Raw genomic sequence first — 15554 nt, 5'->3', positions numbered from 1 at the left:
CACAGATTATTATGATAAAATCCGCCCCCCTGCGGGGTCTAGTGAATCCGAAGGAAGAATATGAACATTATTGAAGCTAACGTTGCTACCCCGGACGCTCGCGTCGCCATCACCATTGCGCGTTTCAACAACTTTATCAATGACAGCCTGCTGGAAGGTGCGATCGACGCCCTGAAACGTATTGGTCAGGTTAAAGATGAAAACATTACCGTCGTTTGGGTTCCGGGCGCGTATGAGCTGCCGCTGGCAGCCTCAGTACTTGCAAAATCCGGTAAATACGACGCGGTGATTGCGTTAGGTACGGTGATTCGTGGTGGCACCGCGCACTTCGAATATGTGGCTGGCGGTGCAAGCAATGGCCTGGCGCATGTCGCTCAGGACAGTGGCATTCCGGTAGCCTTCGGTGTTCTGACCACCGAAAGTATTGAACAAGCCATCGAACGTGCTGGCACTAAAGCTGGCAACAAAGGCGCAGAAGCTGCACTGACTGCACTTGAAATGATTAATGTATTGAAAGCCATCAAGGCCTGATTTTTGTAAGGGGAAATCCGTGAAACCTGCTGCTCGTCGCCGCGCCCGTGAGTGTGCCGTCCAGGCGCTCTACTCCTGGCAGTTGTCCCAGAACGACATCGCTGATGTTGAATACCAGTTCCTGGCGGAACAGGACGTAAAAGATGTCGACGTTCTGTATTTCCGTGAACTGCTGTCCGGGGTGGCGACTAACAGCGCGTACCTGGATGGATTAATGAAGCCTTATCTGTCTCGTCTGTTGGAAGAGCTGGGTCAGGTAGAAAAAGCCGTGCTGCGTATTGCGCTGTTTGAACTGTCTAAACGTAGTGATGTGCCGTACAAAGTGGCCATCAACGAAGCGATTGAATTGGCGAAAACCTTCGGCGCTGAAGACAGCCATAAATTCGTGAACGGCGTACTGGATAAAGCAGCACCTGTGATTCGCCCCAACAAAAAGTAATCCCGAGGCCGGCTGGATGGTGGAACTTGTTTCCGCTGCCCCCGGCTTTTTCTTTTTTTTCTGCTGAGGCATAACGTATGGCATGCGGCGAATTTTCCCTGATTGCCCGTTATTTTGACCGCGTAAGAACGTCTCGTCTTGATGTCGAAACCGGTATTGGTGACGATTGCGCACTTCTGAACATCCCTGAAAAACAAACGCTGGCGATCAGCACTGATACGCTGGTGGCAGGCAACCACTTCCTCCCCGACATTGATCCCACCGATCTCGCCTGGAAAGCGCTGGCGGTGAATTTGAGCGATCTGGCGGCGATGGGAGCCGATCCTGCGTGGCTGACGCTGGCGCTCACGCTGCCTGACGTCGATGAAGCCTGGCTTGAAGCCTTCAGCGATGGCCTGTTTGAACTCCTCAATTACTATGATATGCAGCTGATAGGTGGTGACACCACGCGTGGGCCACTGTCGATGACGCTGGGTATCCACGGCTACGTCCCTGTTGGACGGGCCTTAAAACGCTCCGGTGCGAAACCGGGGGACTGGATTTATGTGACCGGTACGCCGGGCGACAGCGCGGCCGGGCTGGCGATTTTGCAGGATCGCTTGCAGGTGGCAGATGCAAAAGACGCAGACTATCTGCTTAAACGTCATCTGCGTCCAACGCCGCGTATTTTGCAGGGACAAGCCCTGCGCGATCTGGCCAGTGCGGCTATCGATATTTCCGACGGCCTGATTTCCGATCTGGGGCATATCGTCAATGCCTGCGGCTGTGGGGCGCGGGTTAACGTCGATGCGTTGCCATACTCCACGGCATTTGCCCAACACGTTGAGCCGGAACAAGCCCTGCGCTGGGCGCTTTCGGGTGGTGAAGATTATGAGTTATGCTTTACCGTACCGGAAATTAACCGTGGCGCACTGGACGTGGCGCTGGGGAATCTCGGCGCATCGTTTACCTGCATTGGGCAGATGAGCGCGGACGTGGAAGGCATTCACTTTACGCGCGACGGAAAACCCGTCACGTTCGACTGGAAAGGATATGACCATTTTGCCGCGCCTTAAAAAAGATGTCGCCAAAAGTCGCCTGAGTATGCGCAATCCGTGGCACCTGTTGGCCACCGGTTTTGGCAGCGGGCTGAGCCCAATTGTTCCAGGCACGATGGGATCGCTGGCGGCGATCCCTTTTTGGTATTTAATGACGTTTCTGCCGTGGCAGCTGTATTCACTGGTGGTCATGTTGTCTATCTGTATCGGCGTTTATCTGTGCCATCAAACGGCGAAAGATATGGGCGTGCACGATCACGGTAGTATTGTCTGGGACGAGTTTGTCGGGATGTGGATAACCCTGATGGCGCTGCCGACCCACGACTGGCAGTGGGTCGCCGCCGGATTTGTGATTTTCCGTATTCTGGATATGTGGAAGCCGTGGCCGATCCGTTGGTTCGATCGCAACGTGCATGGCGGTACGGGGATCATGATTGATGATATTGTGGCCGGAATACTCTCCGCCGGAATTTTGTATTTTATCGGCCATCACTGGCCGGTAGGTATCATTTAAATAGGTTTGCCGGATGGCAGCGTAAACGCCTTATCCGGCCTGGAAACACGATGTCGGTTTCGTAGGCCCGATAAGCGCAGCGCCATCGGGCAATGCCAGATTATTTAAATCCGACCACCGGATGCTGTTTGTACGGCGTTTCCAGCTCGGCAATCTGCTCCGGCTTCAGCGTCAAATCCACCGCATTAAGTAACTCATCCAGCTGTTCCTCGCGCGAAGTGCCGATAATCGGCGCTGCCACCCCCGGTTTGCTCAGCAGCCAGGCCAGCGCAACCTGCGCACGCGTTACGCCTAATTCCTCACTGATACCGGTCAGCCGCGCGGCAATTTGCGCGTCGTTTTCATCGCTCTCAGAGTATAAATTTTTACCGACTTCATCAGAAACCAGACGTGCAGTCGTTTCTCCCCAGGGGCGCGTCAGGCGACCACGCGCCAGCGGACTCCAAGGGATCACCGCGACGCCTTCCTGATAGCAAAGCGGCAGCATTTCGCGTTCTTCCTCACGGTAGATCAGGTTGTAGTGATCCTGCATGCTAACGAACTGCGCCCAGCCGTGTTGTTTCTGTAAAGCCAGCGCCTGAGCAAACTGAGACGCGTGCATGGATGAGGCGCCAATATAGCGAGCTTTACCGGCTTTCACTACGTCGTTAAGGGCTTCCAGCGTTTCTTCGATAGGCGTATTGTAATCCCAGCGGTGAATTTGCAGGATGTCCACATAGTCCATACCCAGGCGTCTGAGGCTATCGTCGATTGAGCGCAAGATTTGTGCGCGGGATAATCCTTCCGCTAAATCATCAACCTGGTGAAAAACCTTGGTGGCGACCACGACCTCTTCGCGGCGGGCGAAATCACGCAGCGCGCGGCCGACAATCTCTTCGCTGCTACCAGCGGAGTAGCTGTTGGCGGTATCAAAAAAGTTAATGCCGCCTTCAATAGCGTGTTTGATTATCGGGCGGCTGCTTTCTTCAGGTAGCGTCCAGGCGTGATTGCCGCGATTGGGCTCGCCAAACGTCATGCAACCCAGGCAAAGGCGGGAGACCCGTAGGTCGGTTTTTCCTAAGGTGTTGTATTTCATTAATCCACTCCTGCTATGCTCGTGATGAGTTAAGCATAGCAGGAGCGGGGAGGGGATTATGCCAGCCAGGCCTTGATTTTGGCCTCAATTCCGGTGGCATTAAGTCCCAGTTCGGCGCGAGCCTCGTCCTGAGTCCCCTGCGGGATGAAGAAGTCAGGCAGGCCAATGTTCAGCACCGGAACAGGCTTGCGATGGGCCATCAGCACTTCGTTTACGCCGCTACCAGCGCCGCCCATAATGGCATTCTCTTCGAGGGTGACCAGCACCTCGTGTTGGGCTGCCATTTCGAGGATCAACGTTTCATCCAGCGGTTTCACAAAGCGCATATCAACCAGCGTGGCGTTCAGTGACTCTGCGACCTGAGCGGCTTCCGGCATTAGGGTGCCGAAGTTGAGAATCGCCACTTTCTCCCCGTGACGCTTCACGATGCCTTTGCCGATTGGCAGATGTTCCAGCGGCGCCAGCTCAACACCCACCGCGTTACCGCGCGGATAACGTACGACCGTTGGACCGTCGTTGTAATGATAGCCGGTGAACAGCATCTGGCGACATTCGTTCTCATCGCTTGGGGTCATAATGACCATTTCCGGGATACAGCGCAGGAAAGAGAGGTCGAACGCCCCTTGGTGGGTTTGTCCATCTGCGCCAACGATACCTGCCCGGTCGACGGCGAACAGGACCGGCAGTTTCTGGATGGCGACATCATGCAGTACCTGATCGTAAGCGCGTTGCAGGAAGGTGGAGTAAATAGCCACGACCGGCTTATAACCGCCAATCGCCAGACCGGCCGCAAACGTCACCGCGTGCTGCTCGGCAATCGCCACATCAAAGTAGCGGTCCGGGAACTTACGTGAGAACTCCACCATACCGGAGCCTTCGCGCATCGCCGGGGTGATCGCCATCAGCTTATTGTCTTTCGCCGCGGTCTCACACAGCCAGTCACCGAAGATTTTTGAATAGCTCGGCAGGCCGCCGCTGCTTTTCGGCAGGCATCCGCTGGATGGATCGAATTTGGGTACCGCGTGGAATGTAATCGGATCTTTTTCCGCCGGCTCGTAGCCACGACCTTTTTTGGTCATGATGTGCAGGAACTGTGGACCTTTGAGATCGCGCATGTTCTTAAGCGTGGTGATAAGCCCCAGCACGTCGTGACCGTCCACCGGACCAATATAGTTAAAGCCCAGCTCTTCAAACAGCGTACCCGGTACAACCATGCCTTTGATGTGCTCTTCGGTACGTTTGAGCAGTTCTTTAATCGGTGGTACACCGGAGAACACTTTCTTCCCGCCTTCGCGCAGCGAGGAGTAGAGTTTGCCTGAGAGCAGTTGCGCCAGGTGATTGTTCAGCGCGCCGACGTTCTCTGAAATCGACATTTCGTTGTCGTTGAGGATAACCAGCATGTCGGGCTTAATATCACCCGCGTGGTTCATCGCTTCAAATGCCATGCCTGCGGTGATTGCACCGTCCCCAATCACACAAACGGTACGGCGTTCCTTGCCTTCTTTCTCGGCGGCAACCGCAATACCGATACCTGCGCTGATGGAGGTTGAGGAGTGCCCAACGCTCAGTACGTCATATTCGCTCTCACCGCGCCATGGGAATGGATGCAAACCGCCTTTCTGCCGAATGGTGCCGATTTTATCGCGGCGGCCGGTCAGAATTTTGTGCGGGTAAGCCTGATGTCCCACATCCCAGATTAACTGGTCAAACGGGGTGTTGTAGACGTAGTGCAGCGCTACGGTGAGTTCCACCGTGCCCAGACCAGAGGCGAAGTGCCCGCTGGAACGGCTTACGCTGTCGAGCAAATAGCGGCGCAGTTCGTCGCAAAGCTTTGGCAGGCTCTCTTTTGGCAGCAGGCGTAACTCCTGAGTGGAGTCGACCAGCGCCAGGGTCGGGTATTTGGCTATATCAAAACTCATCGCAAGCTCATGGGATATGTTGGTTTATTTATCACGCTGGATTATGTAGTCCGCTAGCGCTTCCAGTGCCGAGGTATCGAGTGACTGTGCGGCCAGCAAACTTAGCGACTGGCGGGCATCCTCAATTAAATCCCGGGCTTTATTCTGGGCTTGCTCAAGACCCAGAAGTGCAGGATAGGTACTTTTGCCAAGCTGCTGGTCAGCACCCTGACGTTTACCCAATGTTGCAGTATCGCCTACCACATCCAGGATGTCATCCTGAACCTGGAAGGCCAGACCGATGCTTTCTGCGTACTTGTCGAGTATTGCCAGGCATTCTCGCCCTTTATCGCCTGCGCTTAACGCACCCAGACGCACGGCGGCGCGAATCAATGCCCCGGTTTTATGGCGGTGAATACGCTCCAGCGCATCCAATTCTACCTGATGGCCTTCAGCGTCCAGATCCAACGCCTGACCGCCGCACATACCGGCGATACCGCTGGCCTGGGCCAGTTCAGAGATCATCGCGATGCGGTCACGGTCAGAAACTTCCGGCATCGGGGCGTCGCTGATAATGGAGAACGCCAGCGTCTGTAGCGCATCTCCAGCCAGGATCGCATTAGCCTCGCCAAATTTTACGTGGCAGGTCGGCAGACCGCGGCGCAGGTCATCGTCGTCCATCGCGGGTAAGTCATCGTGCATCAGCGAATAGGCATGGATACACTCGACGGCGGCAGCGGGAGCATCAAGCGTACTCAGGCTGACGCCAAACATCTGACCGGTCGCATACACCAGAAACGGGCGCAGACGTTTACCGCCTAATAATGCGCCATATTGCATGGTTTCGACCACGGGAGTGTTCTGAAAGGGCAATGGCGCGATAAAACGGCTCAGTGCCTGGTTGGCCTGCTCAACGCAAGCCTGTAGCTGCTGCGTAAAATCCATTTACTCATTATCCGGTGTGAAAGGCGTAAGGGCGGCGTCTTCAGTATCTGACAGCAGGATTTGTACGCGCTGTTCAGCCTGTTGCAACTTGACCTGTCCCTGACGTGCTAACTGTACGCCACGTTCAAATTCGTTCAGCGCTTCTTCCAGCGGCAGGTCGCCGCTTTCCAGACGGGTAACAATCTGTTCCAGGTCGCTCAGCGCTGTTTCAAAACTGGCTGGCGCTTCATTTTTCTTCGGCATAATGAATGTCTGACTCTCTGTATTGGCAGCACAAGGCTATGGTAACGGACTCGCACTGATAAGCAAATAACGCACAATGGTAAGGCGATGTGCACAGGATGACCATGATGGTGGTATACTTGCGCGCCTGGATGCAGCCGCAGGGTATGGGCTGCTGTATTTTTTTCCATTACAAGTCATTCAGACTTGCCAAAGAACCATTGCCGCCATGAAGTTTATCATTAAATTGTTCCCAGAAATCACCATCAAAAGCCAATCTGTGCGTTTGCGCTTTATAAAAATTCTGACAGGGAACATTCGTAACGTTTTAAAGCACTATGATGAAGACCTTGCCGTTGTCCGCCACTGGGATCACGTTGAGGTTCGCGCTAAAGATGAAAGCCAGCGCCTGGATATTCGCGACGCGCTGACCCGTATTCCGGGGATCCACCATATTCTCGAAGTTGAAGACGTGCCGTTTACCGATATGCACGATATTTTCGAGAAAGCGCTGGTGCAGTATCGCGATCAACTGGAAGGCAAAACCTTCTGCGTACGCGTTAAGCGTCGCGGTAAGCATGAGTTTAGCTCTATTGAGGTGGAACGCTATGTTGGCGGTGGACTGAACCAGCATATTGAATCCGCGCGCGTGAAGCTGACGAAGCCGGACGTGACGGTTAATCTTGAAATCGAAAACGACCGTCTGCTGCTGGTTAAAGGCCGCTATGAAGGTATTGGCGGTTTCCCGATCGGGACGCAGGAAGATGTACTGTCGCTGATTTCCGGTGGTTTCGACTCCGGCGTGTCCAGCTATATGCTGATGCGTCGCGGCTGCCGCGTGCACTACTGCTTCTTTAATCTCGGCGGCGCAGCGCATGAAATCGGCGTTCGCCAGGTGGCGCATTATCTGTGGAACCGCTTTGGTAGCTCGCATCGCGTGCGTTTTGTCGCGATCAACTTTGAGCCGGTGGTTGGCGAGATCCTGGAGAAAGTCGACGACGGTCAGATGGGCGTGGTCCTTAAACGTATGATGGTTCGTGCAGCGTCGAAAGTCGCTGAGCGCTACGGCGTACAGGCGCTGGTAACCGGTGAAGCGCTGGGCCAGGTGTCCAGCCAGACGCTGACCAACCTGCGCCTGATCGATAACGTTTCTGACACTCTGATCCTGCGCCCGCTTATCTCCCATGATAAGGAGCACATCATTAATCTGGCGCGTGAAATTGGTACTGAGGACTTTGCCCGTACCATGCCGGAATACTGCGGTGTGATTTCAAAAAGCCCGACGGTGAAAGCGATTAAAGCGAAGATTGAGGCCGAAGAAGAAAACTTCGATTTCTCTATCCTCGATAAAGTGGTTGAAGAAGCGAACAATATCGATATTCGTGATATCGCCCAGCAGACGCAGCAGACCGTGGTGGAAGTGGAAACCGTGAGCGGCTTCGGCCCGAACGATGTGATTCTGGATATCCGCTCTGTGGATGAACAGGATGACAAACCGCTGAAGGTTGACGGTGTGGACGTCGTTTCTCTGCCGTTCTACAAACTGAGCACCAAATTCGGCGATCTGGACCAGAGTAAAACCTGGCTGCTGTGGTGTGAACGCGGGGTGATGAGCCGTCTGCAGGCGCTGTATCTGCGCGAGCAGGGCTTTGAAAACGTGAAGGTATATCGCCCGTAGTGACTTTTGCCTGAGGGTGCTGCGCTTATCAGGCCTGCAAGCGGTATGTTTTGTAGGCCTGATAAATTGTTCACGCTGCCATCCGGCAATATAACAATATTATTCAAAACGGATGGGGAGCTTTTTCCCGTTCGACTCCCAGACACCCTGATAGACGCCGTCTTTTAACTCCAGCGTTATCTTCTCTTCCGATTGTTCAGCGGCAGAGGTCTTCAGTACATAATGTTGATTGTCGGCTGTGTCGCATTTACCGTTTAATTCAATCGGTGCACCAAATTTCTGGTAAAAGTAAGCCCCTTCAAAAAAATCACCGTATTTGCAGTCCACCTTCAACACAATACGCATGCTTTTTCCCAATGTGCCGTACATGACCTTGCCGTCAATGCCGGGCGCTGGCGAAACCGGTGTAGTTCTCTTTGCGGTAGTCAGATACTGGCCGTAAGGCGTGAGCTGATTATGCAGTTCAACGGTCGGGATTTTCGTGGTGAAATCGCCCAGTTCGTCACCCGCGCGATTGGCGTGGTTGCTACAACGTCCATTCAGGAAAGCCAGATGGTCTTTTTGCAGGGAGAGTTTGTCGATGTAGTACAGACCGTCGGTGTAGGTTGCACACGATGCGTAGAATTCGGCAAAGCCAGAATCTCCACCGTCTTCTTTTATTTGCTCCGGCTTTTGTGATTTCTGTGCGGCAACAAAGGTATCAATTTGGCTGCGGATATCTTTTCTGATGCGGGTGTTCAACTCGGTCATCGTGGAGCGGGAAAAGAGGTTGTTAAGGGTAATTGTCGCGCCGTTGGCTAAATCGAAGCTGATCGGTACATTGTACGACTCGCAATACGCCCCGCAGCCTTCGACAAACATGTTGAGGGTCAACACTTTGGCGTCGCGATACTCAACCGTGTAGTCAAGGTTTGCGGTGGGATTCATCTCTGATTTCGCAAACTGATTCACGGTCGCTCGTGGATTATTTCCCGGTAGCTGATTGATAAAGCTTGTGAAAATATAATCGTTAATGCGTTTTGCAACCTGTGGGTTATCCGTTGAGGTAAACCACGGCACGCGATATTGCATCTCAGTGCTTGCGGGATAGCGATACTCAAGGCTCTCAATTTCAAGTTGAGTCGCACTGGCGTAGCCGGAAAGGAGCAGTAAAGCCACTCCGCTCAGATATCCTTTCATCATAATTCCTTGAATGCGAGTGGCCTGAAGATTACTCGTAGTAGTTATAAATACCCGCAGCCATCACCAGTTGTGATGCCACTTCGTAAGCTTTTTCGCGACTCACCAGGAGATCAATGATTTTTAAACCGAAATCGATTGAGGTTCCCGGGCCCTGGCTGGTTAACAGATTGACGCGCGGATCCCATACGACGCGCTTATCCTGCCACTGGTCAGTGGGAATATTGTCTTTCAGCGCCGGAAAACCGGTCATGTTACCGATGGGAAAAATATCGTGTGGGACGAGGACTGTGGCGGCAGCGGCGCAAATTGCCGCGACAATGCGCCCGGAGCGATGAAACTGTTTCACGGTTTCGACAAGCAGAGGGCTGTCGCGAAAACACTCGGCGCCTTTAATACCGCCGGGCAGCACGATAATGTCGAAATCCCCGTCAGCAACTTCCACTAATGGCGCATCCGCCAGTAGTTTTACGCCGCGTGAGCACACGATCGTCAGGCCGCCATCGCTGGCAACGCTGGCGGTCGTGACCTTAATTCCGCCGCGAACCAGCAGATCGATAGTGGTGACCGCTTCGGTCTCTTCACTACCAGGGGCGAGACATACCAGTGCTTGAGCGCTCATACTCACTTTCCTTTCTCTTAACCATTTCAAACAGGCGGGCATTTTCCGGGACGGCGATGCCGTGCGCGCGGGCGCGTTTTAACAAATAACCGGTAATGTAGTCGATCTCAGTATGGCGCAGGGCATGTATGTCTTGCAGCATTGATGAGATATTTTCCGCCGTACTGTCAATCACTTGCTCAACATAATAGCGTAAATCATCTGCTGATGTGTGGTGGCCTTCGCGTTCAATGACCGCCGCTACCTCCTCGCAGATGAGCGCTATTTTTTCAGGATGATGGCGTAACTCTCCATTTGAGCAATCCCATAATGCGGTCAGCGGGTTAATGACGCAGTTGACGGCCAGCTTGCGCCACAACTCAGCGCGAATATTGTTGTGCCAGGCGACGTCCGGCAGCACCTCTTGCAGGACTTCAGCCAGATAACTGAAATCACCGTCTTGTTCACGCGCCGGACCAATCCTTGTTGTTCCCTGAGCGACATGAATGATCACGTTCCCGTCACGGCGTGCCGCGTGGGTTGTGGTGCCCATCAATAGAGGTTGCTTAATGTTATGCAACTCTTCAATCGTCCCCATACCGTTGTGAATCAGCAGAATGGGAGTGGTGTCAGGCAGAATGGCGGCCAGGCCTTTGACCGCATCAGAAACCTGCCAGGCTTTCAGAGTGACAAGCAGCAGGTCGCTTTTCGCCAAAAAATCGGGGTCGTTTGCCGTCAGGGATTCATTGAATACTGACCCATCCGTGTCGATCAGGTTAACGCTGCAATAGGGTTGCGGTACGCGTAGCCACCCCTGAACCTCATGTCCATGTTTGCACAGCGTGGTTAGCCAAAGCTGTCCTAACGCTCCACATCCCAGTACGGTAATTTTCATTCTTCCTCCTCACCTGCAACATCACCAGGTGTTAATCCATATCGGCCGTACCCCATTATTGTTCGCAGGTATCAGTACCACGTACAATTAAAGGATACAGCCTAGTATAGCGCTGTCTGTTGTGTAACTTTGCAGGTATTATGCTTCGCATCAAAAATGAAGGGAGAGGAAAAGATGCCATCTTTCGATATTGTTTCTGAAGTTGATCTTCAGGAAGCCCGTAACGCGGTAGATAACGCCAGCCGCGAAGTGGAGTCACGCTTTGATTTTCGTGGCGTTGAAGCGACTTTTGAGCTGAACGAGTCGAATAAGACGATTAAGGTGCTAAGCGAGTCTGATTTCCAGGTCAATCAGTTGCTGGATATTTTACGTGCCAAGCTGCTGAAACGTGGTATTGAAGGCACTTCGTTGGACGTACCAGAAACCTTCGTGCACAGCGGTAAAACCTGGTTTGTTGAAGCTAAGCTGAAACAGGGCATTGAAAGCGCGGTGCAAAAGAAAATCGTTAAGCTGATCAAAGACAGCAAACTGAAGGTGCAGGCGCAAATTCAGGGCGAAGAAATCCGCGTGACTGGCAAGGCGCGTGACGATCTGCAATCCGTTATGGCGCTGGTTCGCGGCGGCGATCTCGGCCAGCCGTTCCAGTTTAAGAACTTCCGCGATTAAGTCGTAATGCCTGATGGCGCTACGCTTATCCGGCCTACAGGTTGCACACGCTATTTGTAGGCTGGATCAAACGATAGTCGCCATCTGGCACTCTTCACGCCTGGCTGATGGCCTGTTCAACCTCAAATCGATTCGTCACTTTGCTGTCGATTTTCACGTAAGCCGAATGCTCTTTCGCAACAATTAACACTTCGCTTATCCCTTCTTTAGCCAGCAGACGCTGCTTAAGGGTGTCATCTGCGGCAATCTCAGGTGGGATTTCCACTCGCAGGCTGCTGACATACGGCGGCTCTTTCATTGTGCTTGCCACCAACAACCAAACCGCCGCCAGAAGCGCGCCGGCCAGGAATACCGCCTGACCATCAAACATTTCGACCACCCAACCGCCGAGCGAACCGCCAATCGCCACGCCAAGAAACTGGCTGGTGGAGTAAACGCCCATCGCCGTGCCTTTATAGCCAGCCGGAGACTCTTTGCTGATAAGCGAGGGGAGGAGGGCCTCCATCAGGTTGAAGGCGAGGAAGAATATCTGAACGCCTGCAATCAGCCCCCAAAAACGCACGTTAGCGCTCCACAATACAATCTCTGCGATAAGGATCAGTAACACGCAGGCGAGGAATACGCGCTTCATCCGCCGCTTCACTTCTGCGTAAATGATGAACGGCACCACGGAAACAAAGGACAGCAGCATCGTCACCAGATAAATTTTCCAGTGCTCTGCGGCGGGGAAACCGGCTTTCGCCAGTTGGCCCGGTAAGGCGACGAAAGTGGACATCAACAAAATGTGCAGACACATGATGCCAAAGTTGAGCTTGAGCAGTTTGGGCTCAGCCAGCACTTTGCTGAAGCTGCCTTTTACCATGCCAGATTCGCGGTTCAGCACGTGGCTGGTGCTATTGGGAACGACCCAAATAGTCAGCACAATGCCGGTGGTTGCAAGAGCTGCAATCATCCAGAACAGCGCGTGTAGCCCCAGCGCATGGGTAACGATCGGTCCTAGCACCATCGCAATGGCGAAGGTGATACCAAAGCTGACGCCGATAAACGCCATCGCTTTAGTACGGTTTTGCTCACGGGTTAAGTCGGAAAGCAGCGCCATCACGGCGGCGGCAATCGCGCCAGAGCCTTGCAAAGCGCGACCGAGAATAATGCCCCAGATTGAATCGGAGAGTGCGGCAATCACGCTGCCGAGAACGAACACCGCCAGCCCGCCGACGATAAGCGGCTTACGACCGATGCGGTCTGAAAGCAGACCAAAGGGGATCTGGAAAACGGCTTGCGCCAGACCATAAATGCCAATGGCAAGGCCAATTAGCGCTTCACTGGCACCCTGTAGCGCCATACCGTACGTGGTCAGAACCGGCAGAACCATAAACATGCCAAGCATGCGCAACGAGAATACGGTCCCTAAACCCCAGGTGGCGCGCAACTCACCGGGCGTCATTTTGTAATCGTTCATTCCCACCTCTGTATTAATTTCGCGCCTAGTGTAAAGCGGGGAAGGAGTGCGGTAAACCTCTACGATATGTGGAATTGTGTAGTGGGAAAATTGAAATAATTACAGTTGCAACTAATTTACTTGCGATAATTACAGGTGTAGTCTTTTTGTGGTTATTTCTAATGGAAAGAGGGAAAAGGAAAATGGCGATTCCGGGCAATATGTGGATTTATGACGATGGTGGTGCGCTGATTAAGGGCGGGTGTGATGTAGAGGGAAGAGAATACAGTATTGAATTTAAAGGCTTTCATCACAATTTGTCTATTCCCACTGATAACGGTACAGGCAAGCCAACAGGCACACGCCAACATTCACCGATGATGATCGTCAAAGAGTTTGACTACTCCAGCCCGTATTTATACAAAGCTGTCGCTTCTGGTCAGAATCTTAAGTCTGCTGAGATTCGTTGGTACAAAATCAATGATGCCGGTCAGGAAGTTGAATACTTCAATATGTTTCTGGAAGGGGTGCGGATTGTCTCCGTTTCTCCCTCGATGGCTGGTCCAGAGGACATGAATAATAACCATCTTGAAACCATAGAATTACGCTACGAAAAAATCACCTGGAAGCATTGCGACGGGAACATTATCTATACCGACGCATGGAATGACCGGCAGACGGCATAATGGGGGATTGAATGGACACAACTGAAGAGGCGAATGGAACCTATTGGTATCATGGTCACAGCAATCTGTCCGCTGGCGAATTGTTCGATCTCATCTTTCTGGAACAGTTTTGTGATGAGTTAGGAATTGGCATTGAATCGGGAGCCGCTATTCTGGCTGGTCAACCCTGGTTAAAGACAAGGCAAAAACCACGAGACGCGACTAAAGGAACAAGTGTTGCCTCAAAGTACGCAAGAATTATACTGAGAGATATGCGATTACCTTTTGGCCTCAGAGTTAAAACACCAGTTGGTTTTACCATGAAGAAAACTAACAAGGTTGCTGCTGTGATTGGGCGTTATTGCCCTTGGTTAGGATGGGTGGCGTTAACCAACGCTATTTACCAGATCTCACGGCGTATACAGAATAAATACAATCTGATTGTCCGCCCAAAAGATCGCATACAGTGGACATCTTTCTAATGAGCATACAAAATGAAGTGTTGAAGCTATTCAGGAAGGAGATACCTGGATACGACGATAAAGACGGAAATGAGATCCCATTAGAATTGGACACAGATTTATTCGATGAGCCACGAGATGACCTCTCAGATGCAGTAGAAGAGTTTCAGAAAGCATTCAATGTAGATTTATCGAATGTTGACTGGACCCGCTATTTTCCTTGGGAAAACACGCCTCTTCTGACTCGGTGGTTCAAAGCTAACCGGGAAGAAGTGGAAGCAACACGCATACCGCTAACCGTAAGGATGTTTGCTGAGTCGGCTGAAGCGGGGAAATGGCTTTATGACTGAATAACATCCCTGCCAATAAAAAAGGGTGCCGGAGGCACCCTTTTCGTATCAGCAGATCGTTACCAGACGTAAGTCAGCAGGTTCTGCGAATTTGGCACCATAAAGTCAACGGACATCATCACGGAAAGCGCGGTAATGGCGATGATGGAGAAACCGAACAGCTTGCGCGCCCAGACCCTGTCATCTTCCACTTTATAACCGCGCAGCGCCATGCCCAACCACCAGACACTCACCGCCGCAGCAACAATCAGGTATTTATAACCAGCATAGCCGCCCAGGGTGAGCATCAGCGTGGCGATAGCAAACGCCACGATGTACAGCGTGATATGGTTCTTCGCGACCGAAATACCTTTCACCACCGGCAGTACCGGGATGTTGGCTGCCTGATAATCCTTAAAGCGGAAAATCGCAATCGCGTAAGAGTGCGGCATCTGCCACAGGCTGAAAATAGCCAGCAGAATCAGCGCACCGCTATCGAACTCACCGGTTACGGCGCAGTAGCCAATCACCGGCGGCGCAGCGCCGGAGAGTGAGCCAATCAGCGTGCCATAAACGGAATGGCGCTTCATGTACAGGCTATAGACGCCCACATAGACCACGAAGCCCATTACCCCCAGCCAGCAGGCCAGAGGGTTCGCGCCAAACCACAGCAGCATAAAGCCAGCAATACCCAGCAGGGTGGCGTATACCAGCGAGACCGCAGGGGAAATCAGACCTTTAACCAGCACGCGGTTTTTGGTCCTCTCCATCTTCCTGTCGATATCCCTGTCGATGTAGTTGTTAAATACACAACCCGACGCCACAACCAGTGACACCCCAACCAACGTGTAGATAAACAGGGGATAATCAATGCTGCCTTTCGAGGCCAGCAGGAATCCCCCAATCACCGAGATCAGGTTGCCAAAGATGATGCCTGGTTTTGTTACTTGCAGGTATTGCTTAAACATCATAATCGCCGCT

18 protein-coding genes are annotated in these 15554 nt (G+C 52.6%); 9 read left to right on the top strand and 9 right to left on the bottom strand.

Annotation, left to right across the window (positions count from 1 at the left end):
* Nucleotides 1-60 precede the first annotated feature (60 nt).
* The 4 genes from ribH to pgpA all read left to right on the top strand — a co-directional run bounded on the left by ribH (nt 61) and on the right by pgpA (nt 2521).
* A complete protein-coding gene (gene ribH, locus HV314_RS19120; RefSeq protein ID WP_016152034.1) occupies nt 61-531 on the top strand; it encodes a 6,7-dimethyl-8-ribityllumazine synthase in 471 nt (156 codons plus the stop codon).
* 19 nt (nt 532-550) lie between these two features.
* A complete protein-coding gene (gene nusB, locus HV314_RS19115; protein WP_000801129.1) occupies nt 551-970 on the top strand; it encodes a transcription antitermination factor NusB in 420 nt (139 codons plus the stop codon).
* Nucleotides 971-1047: 77 nt separating this feature from the next.
* Nucleotides 1048-2025: a thiamine-phosphate kinase gene (gene thiL, locus HV314_RS19110; RefSeq protein WP_019076158.1), complete on the top strand. Its 978-nt coding sequence runs from the start codon at nt 1048-1050 to the stop codon at nt 2023-2025.
* Entirely contained in the window at nt 2003-2521 is a 519-nt protein-coding gene (gene pgpA, locus HV314_RS19105) for a phosphatidylglycerophosphatase A (protein WP_016152036.1), read from the top strand. The genes thiL and pgpA overlap by 23 nt, the downstream gene beginning before the upstream one ends.
* Nucleotides 2522-2621: 100 nt before the next feature.
* On the opposite strand, the gene yajO is transcribed toward pgpA, so the two are convergent.
* Genes yajO through xseB form a run of 4 tightly spaced genes read right to left on the bottom strand, consistent with a single transcriptional unit; the run spans nt 2622 to nt 6682 of the window.
* Nucleotides 2622-3596: a 1-deoxyxylulose-5-phosphate synthase YajO gene (gene yajO / locus HV314_RS19100; protein ID WP_181546452.1), complete on the bottom strand. Its 975-nt coding sequence runs from the start codon at nt 3594-3596 to the stop codon at nt 2622-2624.
* Nucleotides 3597-3652: 56 nt separating this feature from the next.
* The gene (gene dxs, locus HV314_RS19095; protein WP_181546451.1) at nt 3653-5515 is read right to left on the bottom strand and encodes a 1-deoxy-D-xylulose-5-phosphate synthase; all 1863 of its coding nucleotides are present in this window, start codon (nt 5513-5515) and stop codon (nt 3653-3655) included.
* Between the two features lie 24 nt (nt 5516-5539).
* Nucleotides 5540-6439, bottom strand: a complete 900-nt coding sequence (gene ispA, locus HV314_RS19090; protein ID WP_016152039.1) for a (2E,6E)-farnesyl diphosphate synthase — start codon at nt 6437-6439, stop codon at nt 5540-5542.
* The gene (xseB, locus tag HV314_RS19085; protein ID WP_016152040.1) at nt 6440-6682 is read right to left on the bottom strand and encodes an exodeoxyribonuclease VII small subunit; all 243 of its coding nucleotides are present in this window, start codon (nt 6680-6682) and stop codon (nt 6440-6442) included.
* Nucleotides 6683-6890: 208 nt separating this feature from the next.
* On the opposite strand from xseB, the gene thiI reads away from it, so the two are divergent.
* Nucleotides 6891-8339, top strand: a complete 1449-nt coding sequence (gene thiI, locus HV314_RS19080; RefSeq protein WP_005125147.1) for a tRNA uracil 4-sulfurtransferase ThiI — start codon at nt 6891-6893, stop codon at nt 8337-8339.
* 99 nt (nt 8340-8438) lie between these two features.
* Here thiI and HV314_RS19075 read toward each other — a convergent pair whose 3' ends face one another.
* From HV314_RS19075 to panE, 3 genes are read right to left on the bottom strand one after another with little or no spacing between them, the layout of a single operon-like run.
* A complete protein-coding gene (locus HV314_RS19075; RefSeq protein ID WP_181548114.1) occupies nt 8439-9518 on the bottom strand; it encodes a hypothetical protein in 1080 nt (359 codons plus the stop codon).
* Between the two features lie 31 nt (nt 9519-9549).
* The gene (yajL, locus tag HV314_RS19070; protein WP_016152043.1) at nt 9550-10140 is read right to left on the bottom strand and encodes a protein deglycase YajL; all 591 of its coding nucleotides are present in this window, start codon (nt 10138-10140) and stop codon (nt 9550-9552) included.
* On the bottom strand, nt 10103-11014 hold the full coding sequence (gene panE, locus HV314_RS19065) for a 2-dehydropantoate 2-reductase (protein ID WP_016155860.1): 912 nt from the start codon (nt 11012-11014) through the stop codon (nt 10103-10105). The genes yajL and panE overlap by 38 nt, the downstream gene beginning before the upstream one ends.
* 174 nt (nt 11015-11188) lie before the next feature.
* Here panE and HV314_RS19060 point away from each other — a divergent pair, with 174 nt between their 5' ends.
* On the top strand, nt 11189-11680 hold the full coding sequence (locus tag HV314_RS19060) for a YajQ family cyclic di-GMP-binding protein (RefSeq protein ID WP_003831002.1): 492 nt from the start codon (nt 11189-11191) through the stop codon (nt 11678-11680).
* A gap of 94 nt (nt 11681-11774) precedes the next feature.
* Here the strand turns inward: HV314_RS19060 and HV314_RS19055 are convergent, their stop codons facing one another.
* Entirely contained in the window at nt 11775-13139 is a 1365-nt protein-coding gene (locus tag HV314_RS19055; RefSeq protein ID WP_016152045.1) for an MFS transporter, read from the bottom strand.
* 182 nt (nt 13140-13321) lie between these two features.
* Here HV314_RS19055 and HV314_RS19050 point away from each other — a divergent pair, with 182 nt between their 5' ends.
* From HV314_RS19050 to HV314_RS19040, 3 genes are read left to right on the top strand one after another with little or no spacing between them, the layout of a single operon-like run.
* Nucleotides 13322-13804: an Hcp family type VI secretion system effector gene (locus HV314_RS19050; RefSeq protein WP_047416886.1), complete on the top strand. Its 483-nt coding sequence runs from the start codon at nt 13322-13324 to the stop codon at nt 13802-13804.
* Between the two features lie 11 nt (nt 13805-13815).
* A complete protein-coding gene (locus HV314_RS19045) occupies nt 13816-14265 on the top strand; it encodes an STM2901 family protein (protein WP_181546449.1) in 450 nt (149 codons plus the stop codon).
* Nucleotides 14250-14594, top strand: a complete 345-nt coding sequence (locus tag HV314_RS19040; protein WP_046276090.1) for a DUF1493 family protein — start codon at nt 14250-14252, stop codon at nt 14592-14594. The genes HV314_RS19045 and HV314_RS19040 overlap by 16 nt, the downstream gene beginning before the upstream one ends.
* Before the next feature lie 59 nt (nt 14595-14653).
* On the opposite strand, the gene cyoE is transcribed toward HV314_RS19040, so the two are convergent.
* Complete coding sequence (gene cyoE / locus HV314_RS19035; RefSeq protein WP_003831005.1) at nt 14654-15544, bottom strand: heme o synthase; 891 nt, start codon at nt 15542-15544, stop codon at nt 14654-14656.
* Nucleotides 15545-15554 lie beyond the last annotated feature (10 nt).

This window comes from Citrobacter sp. RHBSTW-00887, from assembly GCF_013728095.1.
GTDB classification, from domain to species: Bacteria; Pseudomonadota; Gammaproteobacteria; order Enterobacterales; family Enterobacteriaceae; genus Citrobacter; species Citrobacter braakii.
Note: the sequence above shows the minus strand (reverse complement) of the source record. Positions and strands in the feature narration are given on the sequence as shown.